The sequence below is a fragment of the Hydrotalea lipotrueae genome, assembly GCF_019249625.1.
In the GTDB taxonomy this organism is placed as follows: domain Bacteria; phylum Bacteroidota; class Bacteroidia; order Chitinophagales; family Chitinophagaceae; genus Hydrotalea; species Hydrotalea flava.
Genome location: NZ_JAESDL010000004.1, coordinates 125,821 through 144,302 on the forward strand (window position 1 = coordinate 125,821; position 18,482 = coordinate 144,302).

Genomic DNA, 18,482 nt, shown 5'->3' on the forward strand with positions numbered 1-18,482 from the left:
GCGGTTATGTTGCAATCGGGTTTTTAAAATGTGAATATTGTTAAACACATATAAATAGTTGTCAACATTAACCCATATAATTTGCAGGGAGAAATATGTTATTTAATTTCAAGCTATTTACCGGCCTCCAGAGGTAAAGGCCTACAATATATGGATACAGAAATAATGCGGTAAACAGAAAAAAGATTGTCGCACTGAAAACTGTATTCATTAAAAAATTTTGTTACTATTTAAAAAATGATTCGGCATATTCACCCAAAACAATGAATGGTCATTTTCTAAATGAACAACCACAACAAACAAATACTTATGAAACCACTACAACAATTGCTTGACAACGATTTAATACTTTCCTTTCAGGAAGGAAATCAGGCTGCCTTAGAAACGTTGGTAAACAGGCATAAGGAAAAAATTTTTACCTCTATTTTATTTATGGTAAAAGATAAATACTTAGCTGAAGATTTATTTCAGGATGTATTTATTAAAATTATTGATACCCTACGAAGTAACAGGTACAATGAAGAAGGAAAGTTTATTCAATGGGCTTTGCGTATAGCGCATAACCTATGTGTAGATTATTTTAGAAAAGTGAAACGCGGCCCCATTATTAGCAGTGATGATAAAGATGTTTTTGATATGCTGAACCTTACCAATGAGAGTGCAGATACATCAATGATACAATCACAAACGCGCCAAAAACTACATGACATGTTGAGTCATTTGCCGGAAGAACAAAGAGAAGTGATTGTTTTAAGGCATTTTGCCGACATGAGTTTTAAAGAAATAGCCCAAATTACCAATACCAGTATCAATACTTCATTGGGCCGTATGCGTTATGGCTTAATTAATTTACGGAAAATGATGGTAGAATACCAAATTGTTTTATAAACGAAGTGATTAGATCATAAAACGAAAGCAGCTTCTATTTTTGTTCCGCATTGAACTTTTGTTTTACTGCGTCTAAATGCTGGATGAATTTGCTTACATCCGGATTATATCCATACTTCACCTCACTCAAGGGCTGGCCGTTTAAATCGAGAAACATGTAAAGCGGCTGTGCATTCAATCCAAACTTGGTCACTTCATAATTCAAATTCTTTTCTCCAACTGTTGTTAATTTATCGCCATTAGGCAACGTTATTTGTTCAGCAGCAGGGAGTTCGGTACTCTCATCCACATACAAACTCACCAGCACAAAATTGTTTTTAATCCTACGCAATACATCCGGATTTTTCCATACCTGTTCTTCCATTTTACGGCAATTGGGGCAGGAATGGCCGGTAAAATCAAGCATTATCGGTTTCTTTACAATTTTGGCAGCAGCCATGCCTTCTTCCAAATCAAAATAAGCGGTTAACCCAAATGGCACTTCTAACCTATCGGTATATTTTTTTGGAGGAAGTGGTTGTACACCATTATTTGTGGCAGAAGAAAAATGCCCATTCTTCAAGTCGTCAATTTTATAATTTAAATTTTCTAAGTTAAAATCCTGAGTGGTTGCGGGAGGTATAAATCCACTAAGTGGTTGCAGCGGTGCACCCCACAAACCCGGTATCAGATATAAGGCAAATGAAAAAGTAATAATGGCAAAAAACAAACGGGGTACCGTTAAGTAAGGCAAATCACTATCGTGAGAAAATTTTAACTTACCTAGCAAATACATGCCCATTAAGCCAAATACCACAATCCATAATACCAGAAACACATCACGATTTAATAAATGCCAGTGATAAATTAAATCAACATTCGACAGAAACTTCAAAGCCAAAGCCAATTCTATAAAGCCAAAAGTAACTTTTACCGAATTTAACCAACCGCCACTTTTGGGTAAGGCAGAAAGCATGGAAGGGAAAAAAGCAAATAATGAGAATGGTAATGCAAGGCCTACCCCAAAACCCAGCATTCCAATTACGGGTGCAATGCTAACACCTTTTGCACTGGTTTGTCCCAATAATGTTCCAACAATGGGTCCAGTGCAAGAAAAAGAAACAATAACAAGTGTTAATGCCATGAAGAAAATGCCGGATAACCCGCCTTTTCCTGCTTTTTGGTCGGCTTTATTGGCCCAACTACTTGGCAGATTTAGTTCAAAAGCACCGAAAAAAGAAATGGCAAAAACAATAAATATGGCAAAAAATAAAATATTGGTAATTGCTGAAGTAGAAATGGTGTATAATACTGTATCACCAAAAATTAAAGTAAGCAATAAAGTGGGTATGGTATAAATGGCAATAATTGAAATGGAATACCACACCGCATTGCGAATCCCTTCCGTTCTGGTTTTACTTCGTTTTAAGAAGAAACTAACGGTAACAGGAATTAATGGAAAAACGCAGGGTGTAATGATGGCCAATAATCCGGCACCAAAAGTGAGCAAAAAAACAGACCATAAAGATTGACCAGCTACTGCTGTATTGCCGGTACTATTTGCTGTATTTAAAACAGATGGCAACTGTACCAAAAACTTTTCCTCATTGCTGGGGTAATTCTCTCCCTTTTTGCCCAGCCACACAAATGTTCCTTTAATAGTTGTGCTGTCTTTGGTTAAATGTAGCGGATATTCAAAAGTTACACTATCGGGATAAAGGGTCAATGTATTTCCGCCATTATCTTTTTCAGTAATGGCCCTGCCTGTTGCTTTTACCCTATGTAATTCAACTATTGTACTACTGTCGGCATGTAATTGCGCCGTAAATGGATTATCGGCAGCCGACTGTTCAGCAGCAAAAAAAGCAGTACTATCTGAACTTTTTAATTGTATTTTTAAAACACCCGAAGTATCTGTTAACCTTTCTGCCTGGTAAGAAAATTTTACCGGATGTTGTGGCTGTGCTTGAAGTAGTATGGCAAAACTAAACAGCAACAGTAAGAATGAAAACAAATACTTCATGAATGGTTGATTTAGGTGTAGCCTATAGACTAAAATTTATAATAATCCTTACAATTCGAGTACAGTAATTTGGCAAATGATGCCCTTATTCAACACTTTAATGTATAAATGTATGTTTTCTAAAAAGTAAATGATTTTTAAAATTATAATTTAATATCAAATGATTTTTTAGTAGGAGGCAAACATTGCTGATCATCACAAACCATATATTCAACAGTGCCGGAAATATTGGTTTTAACATTGCCTCTCAATTTCACCATTTGTTTAAAAAATACCTGGCCGGAATAATACAGCACTTCGGTTTTAAAATTATTATCATATACTTTTTGCAATTTGCCTACTTCTATTGTTTTACCTCCAACAGTAACCAATGGATTTTTTTTAAATGTAATACTGGTAGGCACCGGCCCCCCTGCTCCTGTATTTTGCGAATAGATGTGCCAAGGTTTTTCAACTGTAGCAGTAATTACAATTTCATAAGTATCTGCACTTTTTTTAACTGCTTCATATTTCCATCTCACCGGATCTTTAATTTGTGCCTGTGATGCAGAAAAAAACATTCCCAATATTAAAATACCCAATAATTTTTTCATGTTGATTTTATTTTTGATTATTTATTACAATTTACAAGATGTAAAAGTTCTGTTAACCGTTGCCCCCCATTTTAAGAAGCCAACCCTAATAATGCAAATATTTTTTTGCCATCGGTATTGCCCAATAATGGTGAACTGGCCCGTTCCGGATGTGGCATCATACCATATACGTTTCCATTGGCATTTCTGATGCCGGCAATATTATACAGCGCACCATTCGGATTGGCATTGGCCACAATATTTCCTTCCGCATCGCAATAACGAAACAAAATTTGATTGTTCGTTTGAAGATTTTCTATCACTTCTTCTGATGCATAATACCTTCCATCGCCATGTGCAATCGGAATGGTAAAAACTTCTGCACCATTGGTAATAGTAACATTTTTGCATATATATTGCTGATGAATATTTTGCAATAATACCCCTGGCAAAAGGCCACTTTCACATAAAATTTGGAACCCATTACATACGCCCAATACTTTTCCTCCTTTATTGGCAAATTGTATCACACTTTCCATCATCGGACTAAAACGGGCAATGGCACCGCAACGCAGGTAATCACCATATGAAAAACCTCCAGGTAAAACAATACAATCATCGGTAGTAAACATACTCAGGTCTTTATCTTTGTGCCAGAGCATCACCACTTCCTTATTCAAATCTTGTTGCAATGCATCTTGCATGTCTCTATCGCAATTAGACCCGGGAAAAACAACAACGCCAAATTTCATACAATGGTTTTAATGAATTTCAATAGAAAAGCTTATTTAGGTTCAATGCAAAAAATTATTAAGCACCCTATCCATTACTTTTCAGTCAGTGCAAATTTACAATTGCCTGCGCTAAGATGCCGCTAAATTTTAGCTAATAACCAATTATTATGAAAAATCAACAGTAAAGCCAGCCAAAAAAAAATGTTTGGCAACAATGTTTTTTTGGAATATAAAAAATAATTGGCAAAAAATGCAGATAAAGGTATTATCCATACAAAAGCAGCCGTTCGACCTGCATAGGCAAAAATAAATGGTCTAAAAAGGCTAACCAATAGCAATACCAACACAATCAGCCAGTTTTTTCGGATTTGAATCACCATTCTGTTTACATGCAGTTGCCAGAAATAAAAAGAAAGAATGAATAACAGCAACACATAACCAATGGTAATACTTAACCAGTGTGCAGGCAATGCCAATGGCCAGGCTAATTGAAAATGGGGTAAAATGCCATAGATATTATTGTTTTGATTGGTAATAAACAGAAAAGCAGCCACCACATAATAGGGGAATATGGCTCCAATTAACAGAACCAACCATTCAGCTGCCCGGAAAGGCCTTACAACTGCCAACGCAAAAAATATCACCAATAATAAAGTAATGGTGGGATGATAAGATAAGATGGTGCAACCCGAAATAAGCCCGATATTAAACAATAGGGTTTTAGGCGCAGGGTTATTGTATAATCGTATTAATTTAATGAATACCCACACAATCAGCGTATTGGCCAGTAATGCCGCATTAATTTGGCTCCAACCGGGTAAAAAACCCGAAAGCAGTATATAGGCCATGCCGCTGGTATAACCCGGCTGCTGAAACATGTGTGCATTGTTCAAAGCAAAGTTGAAGTGAATGGCCTGCACTAATACCAATGCAGCATAAATCAGGAACAGCAAATACCCGGGTAAAGGTTGTATGTATTGCTGAATGAATACTTCAAAAAAACCGCTATGGGTGGGTGTGGTAATGATGGGAGCCTGCACAAAAAAATGTGAATGCACTACTAAAAACAGCAGCGCCAGAAAAATGATGCCACTATATGATTTGTTCCTGAATAAATTTACCACGCTGCCATTTTTATATTACAAAACAACTTTGGCAAAAGTAATATAACCGCGGTATTGACAAGGAATTATCATTTGCCTCAACCCGGTTTGTTTACCCTGCCTTGGCATAAACTGGTAACCTCTGTCTAAATTTTTGAATAACGGGTTTCTTATAATTTGCCCATCGGGTGTAATACTTTGGTCGGTTAGCAGCGATTGGCGCCTTTCAACAGTATTAAATAAAAAGTGTAATTGATCGCCGGAGTTTAATAATCCATATCCTATAAAAGCATCAGAGTTATCATCGTATTGTGATTTGTGAATTACATTACTCCATTCTAAAGAATCACCAGGGTTGAAAGAAAGAATCATGATATTATCGGCGTAAAACCGGTTCACACTGTTCATTGGGCCACCAAAAGACCAGGGATAAAAATAAGAACCCATCATACCTATACCGTAGCCATAACCATAACCATAATAATAATCATAAGGATTAAAGAAAGGTGATCCATACATATAATCCCAACGGTTGTAGGCATTACCTCTTGAGGTGGAATAAGCTGATTCTGCAGTAAGCAGGTATCCGCCATCTTTTCGCATAATAATGTTATGAATATAGTAGTTATTGAAGGCATTGCGCATACTGCTTTCACCCCTTGCATCATTTCTTAAATCATCATTAAATGTGAGAATCCCTGCATGCAATGGGGCTAGTTTGGTTTCATCCCAAATATAATTGTACAACCCTTCAACACTTCCCCTTCTTTGTTTGGCAAAAAAACCGGTAACCAAACAATGCTGATTTTCATTATCGAATTTTATATGTAAATCATCTAAAAACAAACCTTTTACGTTTAATGGAGTGGCTACTACGGTATTCTCCATAGCAGGCTTAAAGTAAAAATCCATTCCAATAATATTGTCATTTTGCGAGGTTCCCCAGGCACGCAAAAAAGCCAGATTGCCTTGATTATCTACTTCAAATGCAGTGAGGTAATCATTTTTTTCGGGCATAGCAATATTTATTGTACTTCTGTGCAGTAAACTTAAATCAGCATTGAACAACAGTGTGGTAACTATATACTGTTTATCGCTTTTGGTGTTAATTTTAAAAAAGGTAATGCGTTGTTTATTCTCACTATAGGCAGATGAATAAATTTTATTACTGGCATTGAATGCCAATACGGTAGTGTCTAATTCCAGGGGATTGCCAATTTGTTTACCCATTGCATCTATTTTTTGTGCCATGCAATACACAATGTTTTTCTTTTGATATTGGTAAAACATGTAACAGTAATCAGGATAAGCAATAAAATCGGCATTGAATAATTTATCCGGCAGACCTTCAATTTTATTTTTGGTAACCAGCTTCATATCATCGCCATATACGCTAATGGTGTGAATATTTCTATAATTTTTGTATATGAGAAAATTACCCTTCAGTTTTCCCAAAATTTCATAGTTCATATTTCGTACATCTTCTCTGTCGGGTGCAGAATAAGTAATATCCTGTGCCATCACATACAGGGAAAATACAAGCAACAGACATAAAAAAGCCATTTTTTTCGTATACATATATTATTTTTTTGGGTATCAATCACTTCATTCAGTAACCATTGCAGGGCATTACAAATATTCCCTTCAAATTTATACGAACATTGCAAACAAAATTAAGTGAACCTTGCAAAGAAATCATTAAAAAAGATTTGCGTTTCCTGCTACAGATGCCGGCCGTCTAAATTTTTTTACTATACATTTGTTAATATTTTTTTACGCAATTGTTTACTGTGAACAAAACCATTAGTAAAGTTACACCGGCCAGTTTGTTAATTGCTTTGGGGATTATTTACGGAGATATTGGAACCTCACCGCTTTATGTGTTGAATTCTGTTATCAGAGACCGGCCTGTCAATGATCTTTTAATTATTGGAAGTTTATCCTGCATTATCTGGACACTCACGCTTCAAACCACCATTAAATATGTTATTTTAACCTTACAGGCCGATAACAAGGGCGAGGGTGGCATTTTCAGCCTATATGCATTGGTACGCAGAAGAAAAAAATGGCTGGTTTACCCTGCCATGCTTGGTGGTGCCGCTTTATTGGCCGATGGCATTATTACTCCTCCTATCTCTATTACCTCTGCCATTGAGGGCTTACGACAATTACCGGGTTTAAACATTGTAGAAGGCGATCCCATTATTGTATACATTGTTATTGGTATTTTAACGCTTTTATTTTTTGTGCAGCAATTCGGCACCAATTTTATTGGCCGCTTTTTTGGCCCTATCATGTTTATCTGGTTTAGTATGCTTGCCGTTTTAGGTGCCACGCATTTGTTAGATGATATTACCATTTTCAGAGCTTTTAGCCCACATTATGCCATTGAACTGTTAACGCAATATCCCAAAGGTTTTTGGATACTGGGTGCTATTTTTCTCTGCACCACAGGGGCTGAAGCATTGTACAGTGATCTTGGACATTGCGGCAAACAGAACATTCATATTTCCTGGATTTTTGTAAAATCCTGCCTCATCGTAAATTATTTGGGGCAGGGTGCCTGGTTATTGGCACAACATAACCATGGCATTATTACATCTGAAATGATTGATGGCGGATTTAATCCATTTTATGGTGTAATGCCGCAATGGTTTAAGTTGGTTGGAATTATCATTGCCACAGTTGCCGCTATTATTGCCAGCCAAGCTTTAATTTCAGGCTCTTTTACCTTAATTAGTGAGGCACTGCGTTTGAACTTATGGCCTAAAATGAAAATCAATTATCCCTCAGAAGAAAAAGGGCAATTGTATATTCCCGGCGTTAACCTGCTTTTATTTATTGGTTGTACGGGCATTGTGATTATTTTTCAAAAATCATCTAATATGGAGGCGGCCTATGGGTTGGCTATTACCATGTGCATGATCAGTACTTCCATTTTATTTGCCAATTATTTGGTAAGCCACAGGGTTTTCCCGCTTTGGATATATTTATACCTGGCAGTGTACCTTACCATTGAAGTTTCTTTTCTAATTGCCAACTTAGAAAAATTCCCGCATGGTGGTTATGTTACTTTACTAGTAGGTGGTGGCTTATTCTCAGTAATGTATATTTGGTTTAGAAGCCGTAAAATTAAAAACCGCTATGTTGAATTTGTACGACTGCAACATTATATACCGCTATTGAAAGAATTAAGCCAGGATGACTCTATTCCTAAATATGCATCACATCTGGTATATATGACCAGCGCCAATAATCCCAAAGAAATAGAACATAAAATTATCTATTCCATCCTCAACAAAAAACCAAAAAGGGCCGATACTTACTGGTTAATACATGTGGATGTTTTGGATGATCCGTATACTTCTGAATACAGTGTAGATCACATTATGGCGGATGATATTATCAGGGTTGAGTTTCGCCTCGGCTTCAGGGTAGAGCAACGTATACACGTAATGTTTAAAAAAGTGGTACAGGATCTGGTTGCCAATAAAGAAGTAAATATTACCAGCCGATATGCCAGTTTAGAGAAGAATAATATTGCTGGTGATTTTCAGTTTATTGTATTGGAAAAATACCTAAGTTCAGATAATGAATTACCCTTTATGGAACGCATTATTATGAAACTATATTTTTGGCTGAAAGAAATTTCCCTGAGCGAAGAACGTGGATTTGGTTTAGATCCCGGCTTTGTTACAGTTGAAAAATTTCCGCTGATCGTTGCACCATATACCAGCCTGAATTTAAAACGAGTACAATAAAATTAAGCAGTTTTTTACTAAACTAAATGGATGCTTATTCTTTATTCTTGTTTTATTGCACTTTAAATGCCACAAAATAATAATTATTGGCAGCAGCGATTAATTGCAGGTTGCAGTAATAAGATTGAATAAAATCCTGATAGGCTTTAAATTCATGGGTAGGTACTACAAATTCATCAAAGAAAATAATATCTCCTTTTTTTAAATAAGGCGCCAGCGAAGTGAGCGCATATAAGGTGGCCGAAAACAAATCAGCATCCATCATCAACACATTTCTTCGGGTATTATCTAACTGCTGCACAAACACAGGTATGGTTTGTTGAAATAATCCTTTTAGAAACAGGCCTCTTGTATCCCCACTAATATCCGGCAATACCTGGTTACTGCTAAAAGCTCCTTTTTTAAATGGGCCCCAGTCTTCAGGTAATCCATCAAATGTATCAAAACCATAAAATGTACTTTGTGGATGCTTATTTTTCTGCAACCACCAGTTGAAGGATTCGCCCCAAGCCACACCAAATTCCAGATAATTGATGGCTTCCTGTTCAAGCCTTTCCTGCTCAATTACCCATTCATACATTTTTTTCCTGCGCTGATAATCCCACTTGCAGGGAAAATCATTATAAGCTACTTTTCTGTTCTGGTAGGCCCATTTTGAAAACAAGGTGAGATAGTACATATTGGCAAAAAAACTACCCATCCAACCAAAAATTCGGTGCAATTGCAACCAGATAAATAATAGTTTGGTATATCGTATAAAAAATAATTTCATGAGTGTTTTAATTTTATGGGTATTGCATTCATAATAAAACGTCAAGATTTATATACAAACGCAAGGCATGTTGCTGTTAAAATACGGTGCAATAATATGTTAAGTTAATGGCAGTTTACTTAAATGGGTACGACTTTCGTTTTTTTATTTTGCTTTATTTTATCGGGAATAGCCATTTCTATTTGTTGCTTCAAAACTTCTACCAAACGGCGCTTTACATAATTGCGGTGGGTAACCATACTTACTTCGCGAACAGGTGCAGGACTTTTAAAATAACGGAGACAAGCTTGTTGTTTGCTGCTCATATCTAAAGTAGCCAGTTCAGGCAAAATGGTTACCCCATCGTATAAATCAACCATCCGGCGCAGGGTTTCTAAGCTACCCGCTTCATATTCAAAATGGCCACCTTCTGCAGCAGGCTTTCTCAGTTCACACAAATTTAATATTTGAGAACGGAAGCAATGGCCCTCTTCCAAAAGCCAAAGTTTGCCGGGATCAATATCTTTAGGTAACACATACGTTTTTTTAAAAACTTCATTGTTTTTAGAAACATAAGCTAACATTTCTTCATAAAACAGCGGTTCTTCTTTTATCCCTTTCTCATGCAAAGGAGTAACTAAAATACCCACATCAATATTACCTTCTTTCAGTTTTTGAATAATTTGGTCGGTGGTATATTCACTTACCTGCAATTTTACTGCAGCAAATTTTTTGGTAAACGCATGAATGAATAAGGGCAATAAATAAGGCGCCAGTGTGGGTATAATACCAATTTTCAATTCCCCATGAATAATGCCTTTTTTGGCATCCACCATTTCCAGCAACACATCCCGATCTGCAAGAATTTTGCGGGCCTGCTGAATAATATCCATACCATATTCCGTAGGTAATACTGGTTGCTTACTCCTGTCAAAAATTTTTACGCCCAGTTCTTCCTCTAATTTCTGTATCTGCATACTGAGTGTAGGTTGCGTTACAAAACAGGCTGCTGCTGCTGTTGAAAAGTGTCGGTGTGTATCTAAAGCCACAATATATTCTAACTGAACCAATGTCATTTTTCAATCAATTTTGTTGATGAAAATATACAATTAATTGTTTCATCCTATTAAAAAAGACAGACTTTTATACATTCGAATACTTATAGCCCATTAAAATCCCGTTCACACCGGTATTTCTGCTGCCCAATACCGAATGAACAATACAGACTACAAGTCTGATTTTCATTGCTGTATATTTTCAATCCACAATCATCCCAATCTGTTTAACTTTATTGCAAAAACAATACAATGACTCCGGAAGAAAATTTACAAAGATTGAACCTCGTTTTACCTCCGCCACCCGATCCTATTGGTGTATACAAGCCCTTCTTAATTGACAACAATTATGTATATGTATCAGGCCATGGCCCTTTAATTAGCAAAGGCAAATTTATGACTGGAAGAATTGGTGAAGCCATTTCGGCGGATGAAGGAAAAGCTGCTGCCCGACAGGTTGGGCTGGCCATTCTGGCAACATTGCGTGCCAATTTGGGAACACTCAACAAAATTGAAAGAGTGATTAAAGTATTGGGAATGGTGAATGCCACCACCGATTTTCACCAACACCCTTTCATTATTAACGGGTGCAGTGAATTGTTTGCTGAAATATGGGGTAACGATGCGGGCATTGGCGTAAGAAGTGCAGTAGGCATGGCAACGCTTCCGGATAATATACCTGTTGAAATTGAAGCGATGTTTAAACTGGCATAAGTTGCTTTTACAATAAAATTATTTCAGAATGGAATGGTATAGTATTCAAAATATTGATACGATTGATTCGCCGGCTTTATTGGTGTATAAAGAAAAAATGCTGGCGAATATTCAGTCAGCATTAACAAGGATGCACCACCAAACTGAACGAATCAGACCGCATGTAAAAACCAATAAAACACCCGAAGTATGTAAAGCAATGATGGAGGCCGGCATCACTCAATTTAAATGTGCTACCATTGCTGAAGCCGAAATGCTGGCACAATTAAATGCACCGGATATTTTGCTGGCATACCAACCCGTTGGCCCTAAAATACAGAGATGGGTGGCATTGCAACAACAATACCCCCAAAGTATTTTTGCCTGCTTAACCGACAATATTGTTACCGCAAAGGAAATTGCAGCAGCACATGCAAAAGCCAATATTTCTGCCCAATTATATATTGATGTAAACAATGGCATGAACAGAACTGGTGCACCCGTTGCTACAGTTCCGGAATTATTGCTGCAATTATTGCAAGTGAATAACCTAACGGTAATGGGTTTACATGTGTATGATGGCCATATCAGAAAACAAAGTTTTGAAGAAAGAAAGCAGGAAAGTGATGCAGCGTTTGCGCCTGTTGCAGCCATGCAGCGGGCATTGCAGGAACAATATCAAATACCATTACCCATTGTTGCAGGCGGGTCTACAACTTTTGCGGCACATGCACAAAGGAAGAATGTGGTATGCAGTCCGGGTACCTTTATATTTTGGGATGCCGGTTACCAACAACTGATGCCTGAAGAGCCTTTTCAATGGGCTGCCGTTTTAATAACAAGAGTCATCTCCATCATTGATGCACAAACTATTTCCACCGATTTGGGTCATAAATCAGTAGCTGCTGAAAACCCTTTTCCAAGAGTGGTTTTTTTAAATGCCCCCGCTGCCAGGCCTGTTGCACAAAGTGAAGAACATTTGGTTTTAAAAGTGGCAGATGCAACTGCCTACACACCCGGACAGGTACTGTATGCCATACCCATACATATATGCCCTACCGTTGCTTTATACAATAGCTTGCAGGTAGTAGAAAATAGTGCAGTAACCACTTCGTGGAAAGTAATAGCAAGAGACAGATCCATTACCATTTAATATACTTTATAACAATTGCCATGTTTTTAATAGATGCCCATCTCGATTTAAGTATGAATGCCATGGAATGGAATCGCGATCTGCGTATGCCAGTGCATCATATTCGAGCAACTGAAACAGGATTAACCGATAAACCCGACCGTGGTAAAGGTACTGTTTCATTACCGGCATTAAGGTCAGGTAATATTGGTTTGGTAGTGGCTACTTTAATTGGCCGGGTTCAATTACCGGGCCAACCATTACCCGGATGGGCTTCTGCCGAACAGGCATGGGCACAAATACAAGGCCAGTTAGCCTGGTATCAAGCAATGGAAGCCGCCGGTGAATTAACCATTATTCGTAATCAACAACAACTTCAGGAACACCTAACTGTATGGGCAACTGATACAATCCCTAACCAACAGAAAGTCATTGGCGTTATCATCAGTTTAGAAGGTGCCGACGCATTAATTACTCCTGAACATGCGCTCCTGTTGCAACAACAGGGATTGATGTCTATTGGGCCCGCCCATTATGGCCCGGGCAGATATGCCAATGGAACAGATGCCACCGGGCATCTCACGGAAAACGGTAAAGCTCTGCTGCAAATAATGCAGGATCATCACATTGTTTTAGATATTACACATTTGTGTGATGATGCTTTAAGTGATGCACTGACTTTATACAACGGAACATTGTGGGCATCGCATCACAACTGCCGTGTATTGGTGCCACATAACCGACAGATGAGTGATGCTGTTATACATGAAATAATAACCCGCAACTCCGTAATTGGCATGGCTTTCGATGCCTGGATGTTGGTATCCGGCTGGCAACGCGGTATTAGCACATCACAACAAATGCATTGTAATATAGCAGCCATTATTCCACACATTGATCATATCTGCCAAATAGCAGGCAATAGCTTACATGTAGGCATTGGCAGCGATTTAGATGGTGCCTTCGGTACAGAACAATCGCCTTATGATCTGGATACCATTGCTGATTTGCAGCAATTAAGTTATTTGTTAGAACAGGAAGGGTACACCGTTAGTGATATCGAAAATATATTCCACAAAAACTGGTTAAGGATGTTTCAATTAGCATTGCCGAAATAGTTTCAATTATTGTAAACATTTCGAATGGCGATACAACTATTCTATGCATGAACAAGTACCTATCACCCAACTACCCATCCACAATTCTACCATCTTCCATACGGATAATACGATTGGTTTTAGCGGCAAAATCAGGGTCATGGGTAACAATCAGCATAGTTTGATGCAATTCATGCGACAATTGTTTAAATATATCGAACACTAATTCACTGTTTTTTTTATCTAAATTACCTGTAGGTTCATCGCCCATAATAATATCCGGATCATTGATCAATGCCCGGGCAATGGCTACCCGTTGTTTTTCGCCTCCCGATAAACGCGCTGCATTTTTTAAAGCCAGCTCTGCAATACCCAATGTTTGCAATTTTTCATAGGCCCTTGCCTCTACCTCTTTTTCAGTATATTTCCGCAATTTTAAACCGGGCAACATCACATTCTTCAACACGGTAAATTCATTCAGCAAATAATGAAACTGAAATACAAAGCCTATTTTTTCATTTCGCACTTTGGCTAAATAAGCTTCTTTTTTTTGTTGCATGGAAATGCCGTCTATTAACACATCGCCCTCATAATCGGTATCCATGGTAGAGAGTACATACAACAAAGAAGATTTGCCACAACCTGATTTTCCAACAATTGAAACAAAATCGCCACGATTAATGGCAAAGTTTACGCCATTCAACACCTTCACCTTTACGGGATCGTAAAAGTACTTCACAATATTCACAGCTTCCAGAATGGTGTTTTGCATGTTATTTTCCTCTGATAATGATGACCGGATCTATTTTACTGGCTTTGCGGGCCGGTAACCATCCGGCTAAATAAGTGGTAATCAACGAAAAACTTATCCCTATCAAATAAAACAATGGATTATAATTAATGGGATATGTTTTTACCGTAGGCAATGCGGCTGTATGAAAAGGAACATGATGAATGAGTACCGACAACCCAAACCCGGAAAGCAAACCGGTGAAGCCGCCAAACAAACCAATACCAATGGCAATGACTAAAAATATTGCTTTTACATCGCGCCCTGCAAAGCCGGTGGCTTTTAAAATGGCAATGGTATCCATCTTTTCATAAATCATCATGTTCAAAATATTGTAAATACCAAAGCCGGCTACAATTAACAAAGTAATGCCAACAGCATAGGATATTAGACTACGCACAAAACTACCTGTTTCAAACTGCGAATTGGCTGTTTGAATATCTTCGCCATCAACCCCATAAATACGGGCAAAGGTTTTGGCCAAAGCTGGCGCCCGGTTAATATCGTATAATTTTATTCTTATATCGGTAATGTATAAGGACGATTTGCCCAATATTTTTTGAACAGTCTGGATAGACGCGTAACTCTGTGCTTTATCAAAATCCTGCAAACCCGATTGAAAATAACCTACTACTTTTAGCTGAAATATAGATCCGGTACTGGTAGTAATTTGTACCACATCGCCCACACTGGCTACTAATTTTTCGGCCAAAGCTTTGCCCAACACAATGCTGTTGGGTACGGTATTTAAATCGGCTGCTTTACCTGCTACGATATAATCATCAAAATGAAACAGTTTGGTTTCTGCAGCTACATCAATACCATTTATCGCCCCATTAATATTAACCGTACCATCATTAAAAAAAACTTGTGCCGTGATAGTGGGTGCAACACCCATTACCTGTTTATTTTGTTGCAATGCCTGAATAATGGGGCCGCTATTATATATCTCCTGCCGTATATTCCCCGATTTTAAAGAACTGATAAACGGATAACTATTTCGGTAAGCCGGCCAAAGGGTAACGGGCTGGTCTTTATGTGGCCTAATATCATTATACAACCGAATGTGTGGGGTACGGTTTACTACCAGCCCATCCAACAAATCGTTTAAACCACTCATAAAACTCAACAGTGCAATAAACATGGTTATACCAAAGGTGACACCAACTGCAGCTACCAGTGTTTGCCGCCAGCGCGCCATGAGCAGGGATTGTGCAATATTGACAATTAATTTTAAGATCATGAATGATTAAAAAACAAATTAAATGATTTTTATAATTGCAGTAAAGAAGTATAAGCCTTTACGGGTATTTCATTCCATCAACTCATCCTTAGTTGTAATGCCCGATACGATTTCAATTTTTTGATAATCTTTTATCCCTACCACAACTTTTTGTTTTTTGCCATTGGCCAATAAAACAGAATCGCCGGGCAATAAATAATTGGCAGGAATGGTAATGGCATTTTGTTGTTGCCGAATTACAATATTAGCTTCTAAAGTAAGGTTGGGATACAATACCGGCGGCGATTGTACCAATGCAGCATCTACCTTAAAAGTGCGGGAATGTTCATCCATGGCCGGGTAAATTTTAACCACTTTTGCCTCAAATACTTTACCATTATAACTATCCATGGTGTACAATACCTGCATGCCATTGTGTATGCGGGCTATATCATGTTCATCTATCTGCAATTCCAATAAAAACTGATGTGCAGCCCCTACCAATGCCAAGGCTGTTTGTGGACTCACCAATTCTCCTTTCTTTTTATTCAGTTGAAACACCATCCCATCTACATCGCTTTTAACGGTATAATCGTTTTTGGCTGTTCCGGCAATGGCTAAATTTTTCTGAGCCTGTTGGGCACTAAAATCTATTTGCTTTTTTAAATCATCGTATTGCAATTGTGCTGCCTGCCATGCATGCAGGGCATTGGTATAGGCCAGTTCGCGCTGGTCTAAATCGTTTTTTGCACCGATTTGTTGTGCCCACAAATTGCGTTGGCGTTGTAACAACGTAGTGGCATTGTCTAACTGTGCTTTGGCATTTGCAATGCTAATCTTTGCCTCATTTAAACGGGCAGCATTGGCTGCTACCGATGCATTGGCTGCCACTAAAGCTGCATTTTCGGTATTTAAACGGGTGGCCGTATTAACGATATGCAAGATGGGCTGCCCTTTTTTTACCAGTTCCCCTTCGGTTACATATATGGTATCAATTAATCCGGTAACGGTGGCAAATGCCTCGTATTGCCGGTCTGATTTTACCATTCCGGAAGCATATACTGCCTCTGTAATGTTTTCTTGTTGGGGATAGATACTGCCTTTTTTGGGCTGACAAGCCACTAATAATACAAAAGCAATACAAACGATTATTTTTGAATACATATTGGTATATATACCTTACAAAGCTATTGATTTATTGATGACGATGGTATGATATTGCTCAGCCGCTGTAGAGGGGCATGCACGGGTTTTTTGTAGGGTATTTCACGCAAAGTTCGCAAAGGCTTTTTTCTGATGTTGCCTGGCGTACTTAGCCGTTGATGATTCTTGAACCGCAAAGGCGCAAAGTTCGCGAAGGTTTCTCTTAGCGACCCTTAGCATATTTGGCGGTTTGTATTTAAATCGCTGAGACGCAAAGTTTGCAAAGGATTTTTCTTAGCATACTTTGGCATACTTAGCGGTTTTTATTTCTCTAACCTCAGAGGAGCAAAGTTCGCAAAAGGTTTATATAAAAAAGAGTGCTGACTAATTGCCAACAAAAATCAGGATATTCAAAAAAGCTGGCCTTTTGATACCTGTAACCACCATCCCAAAATCGCATCCTCGGAAGCCCTAAAAGTCATCTGCAACTTCCATTTAGGTTGAGGAGGATGTCAATATGGTTCATCAATAATTGTAAAGGCTTGGGACCTTACCCAATGTCTAAAAACCAAAAACCGAATCATTCCTCCCGCAACACCACTTCTTTTTCTGTAACCATTAGTTGATGCTTTACCCTCAATTTAACAGCCATGTTAGGTTCACCATGACTTACCGGAAAATGAAAAGCCACAGGATAGGTATATTCAGCCACATGTTCCCGTACAATTTCCTCCACTGTTTTGCCAAAAGGAATGGTGGTATCTTTCATCTCGGTAAAACCACCTACCAATAAACCGGCCAATCGCTGCAACATGCCGGCCCTTTTCAGTTGTACCAGCATACGGTCTATGTTATACAAATATTCACCCACATCTTCAATCAGCAAAATTTTATCGGCTGTTTGCAGTGCATCTTGACTGCCGATTAAATGTACAATGATTGACAGGTTGCCCCCCACCAGCTCCGCATTGGCTATCCCCTGACGGTTCAAAGGATGCACCGGCACGGTATAATGCACCGGCTTGCCAACCAAAATGGCTTTGAGCGAAGCCACTGATTCCCGCTCAGCTCCCCCCTCATTAAAAGCCCCGGCCATAGGTGCATGCAGGGCAGGTACGCCCAGCCGGTTTAAACGGGCATGTAATACCGAAATATCACTAAAGCCAATGATCCATTTGGGATATTGTAAAAAAGCGGTAAAATCCAGTTCATCTATGATTCTGCTTAACCCATAACCACCACGTGCACATAAAATGGCATCAATAGCCGGATTATTGAGCATGGCCTGCATGTCGGCCAGCCGTTCCACATCTGTACCGGCAAAATAATGGTATTGCAAACCCACTGTTTTACCCAACTGCACCCGGTAACCCCAGCCTTGCAGGGTATTTACACAGGTTTGCACTTTTTCGATAGGCATATAACCGGAGGGGCAGATAATGCCGATGGTAGCGACGGTTGGTAAATGAGACGGTAAAACAACCATGCTACAATATTACAAAAAGGATAATAAAAAAACTGCTGAAAAGTAATATTCCA

16 protein-coding genes are annotated in these 18,482 nt (G+C 38.4%); 5 read left to right on the forward strand and 11 right to left on the reverse strand.

The genetic code is table 11. From position 1 onward, the window contains the following. Window positions 1-309: 309 nt before the first annotated feature. Complete coding sequence (locus JK139_RS04425) at window positions 310-888, forward strand: sigma-70 family RNA polymerase sigma factor (RefSeq protein ID WP_074418023.1); 579 nt, start codon at window positions 310-312, stop codon at window positions 886-888. Window positions 889-922: 34 nt separating this feature from the next. On the opposite strand, the gene JK139_RS04430 is transcribed toward JK139_RS04425, so the two are convergent. The 5 genes from JK139_RS04430 to JK139_RS04450 form a co-directional block, all read right to left on the reverse strand. Further along, the gene (locus JK139_RS04430) at window positions 923-2,890 is read right to left on the reverse strand and encodes a protein-disulfide reductase DsbD family protein (protein WP_081301333.1); all 1,968 of its coding nucleotides are present in this window, start codon (window positions 2,888-2,890) and stop codon (window positions 923-925) included. Window positions 2,891-3,033: 143 nt separating this feature from the next. Further along, window positions 3,034-3,483 (reverse strand): protein-disulfide reductase DsbD domain-containing protein, encoded by a 450-nt coding sequence (locus JK139_RS04435; protein ID WP_081300477.1) that lies wholly within the window; start codon window positions 3,481-3,483, stop codon window positions 3,034-3,036. A gap of 71 nt (window positions 3,484-3,554) precedes the next feature. Beyond that, window positions 3,555-4,214: a phosphoribosylformylglycinamidine synthase subunit PurQ gene (purQ, locus tag JK139_RS04440; protein WP_218330662.1), complete on the reverse strand. Its 660-nt coding sequence runs from the start codon at window positions 4,212-4,214 to the stop codon at window positions 3,555-3,557. A gap of 122 nt (window positions 4,215-4,336) precedes the next feature. After that, on the reverse strand, window positions 4,337-5,320 hold the full coding sequence (locus tag JK139_RS04445; RefSeq protein WP_218330663.1) for a hypothetical protein: 984 nt from the start codon (window positions 5,318-5,320) through the stop codon (window positions 4,337-4,339). Window positions 5,321-5,335: 15 nt separating this feature from the next. Then, window positions 5,336-6,877: a hypothetical protein gene (locus JK139_RS04450; protein ID WP_218330664.1), complete on the reverse strand. Its 1,542-nt coding sequence runs from the start codon at window positions 6,875-6,877 to the stop codon at window positions 5,336-5,338. A 212-nt stretch (window positions 6,878-7,089) separates the two neighbouring features. Here JK139_RS04450 and JK139_RS04455 point away from each other — a divergent pair, with 212 nt between their 5' ends. Then, on the forward strand, window positions 7,090-9,060 hold the full coding sequence (locus JK139_RS04455) for a KUP/HAK/KT family potassium transporter (protein ID WP_074418487.1): 1,971 nt from the start codon (window positions 7,090-7,092) through the stop codon (window positions 9,058-9,060). Window positions 9,061-9,112: 52 nt separating this feature from the next. Here JK139_RS04455 and JK139_RS04460 read toward each other — a convergent pair whose 3' ends face one another. Together JK139_RS04460 and JK139_RS04465 are read right to left on the reverse strand one after the other, a co-directional pair. Beyond that, window positions 9,113-9,832: a TylF/MycF/NovP-related O-methyltransferase gene (locus tag JK139_RS04460; protein ID WP_074418488.1), complete on the reverse strand. Its 720-nt coding sequence runs from the start codon at window positions 9,830-9,832 to the stop codon at window positions 9,113-9,115. A 119-nt stretch (window positions 9,833-9,951) separates the two neighbouring features. Further along, window positions 9,952-10,887, reverse strand: a complete 936-nt coding sequence (locus tag JK139_RS04465) for a hydrogen peroxide-inducible genes activator (RefSeq protein ID WP_074418489.1) — start codon at window positions 10,885-10,887, stop codon at window positions 9,952-9,954. 231 nt (window positions 10,888-11,118) lie between these two features. Here JK139_RS04465 and JK139_RS04470 point away from each other — a divergent pair, with 231 nt between their 5' ends. The 3 genes from JK139_RS04470 to JK139_RS04480 are packed head-to-tail and all read left to right on the forward strand — an operon-like array spanning window position 11,119 to window position 13,809. After that, the gene (locus JK139_RS04470; RefSeq protein WP_074418490.1) at window positions 11,119-11,580 is read left to right on the forward strand and encodes a RidA family protein; all 462 of its coding nucleotides are present in this window, start codon (window positions 11,119-11,121) and stop codon (window positions 11,578-11,580) included. Between the two features lie 28 nt (window positions 11,581-11,608). Beyond that, the gene (locus JK139_RS04475) at window positions 11,609-12,712 is read left to right on the forward strand and encodes a D-TA family PLP-dependent enzyme (RefSeq protein WP_218330665.1); all 1,104 of its coding nucleotides are present in this window, start codon (window positions 11,609-11,611) and stop codon (window positions 12,710-12,712) included. 20 nt (window positions 12,713-12,732) lie between these two features. Then, window positions 12,733-13,809 carry a dipeptidase gene (locus JK139_RS04480; protein ID WP_218330666.1) on the forward strand — a complete coding sequence of 359 codons (1,077 nt, stop codon included), beginning with the start codon at window positions 12,733-12,735 and terminating at the stop codon, window positions 13,807-13,809. 70 nt (window positions 13,810-13,879) lie between these two features. On the opposite strand, the gene JK139_RS04485 is transcribed toward JK139_RS04480, so the two are convergent. The 4 genes from JK139_RS04485 to JK139_RS04500 all read right to left on the reverse strand — a co-directional run bounded on the left by JK139_RS04485 (window position 13,880) and on the right by JK139_RS04500 (window position 18,429). Next, window positions 13,880-14,560 (reverse strand): ABC transporter ATP-binding protein, encoded by a 681-nt coding sequence (locus tag JK139_RS04485; RefSeq protein WP_074418592.1) that lies wholly within the window; start codon window positions 14,558-14,560, stop codon window positions 13,880-13,882. Between the two features lies 1 nt (window position 14,561). Beyond that, on the reverse strand, window positions 14,562-15,821 hold the full coding sequence (locus JK139_RS04490; RefSeq protein ID WP_218330667.1) for an ABC transporter permease: 1,260 nt from the start codon (window positions 15,819-15,821) through the stop codon (window positions 14,562-14,564). Window positions 15,822-15,890: 69 nt separating this feature from the next. Beyond that, a complete protein-coding gene (locus JK139_RS04495) occupies window positions 15,891-16,964 on the reverse strand; it encodes an efflux RND transporter periplasmic adaptor subunit (RefSeq protein ID WP_218330668.1) in 1,074 nt (357 codons plus the stop codon). A 559-nt stretch (window positions 16,965-17,523) separates the two neighbouring features. Next, on the reverse strand, window positions 17,524-18,429 hold the full coding sequence (locus tag JK139_RS04500; RefSeq protein WP_218330669.1) for a S66 peptidase family protein: 906 nt from the start codon (window positions 18,427-18,429) through the stop codon (window positions 17,524-17,526). Between the last annotated feature and the right edge of the window lie 53 nt (window positions 18,430-18,482).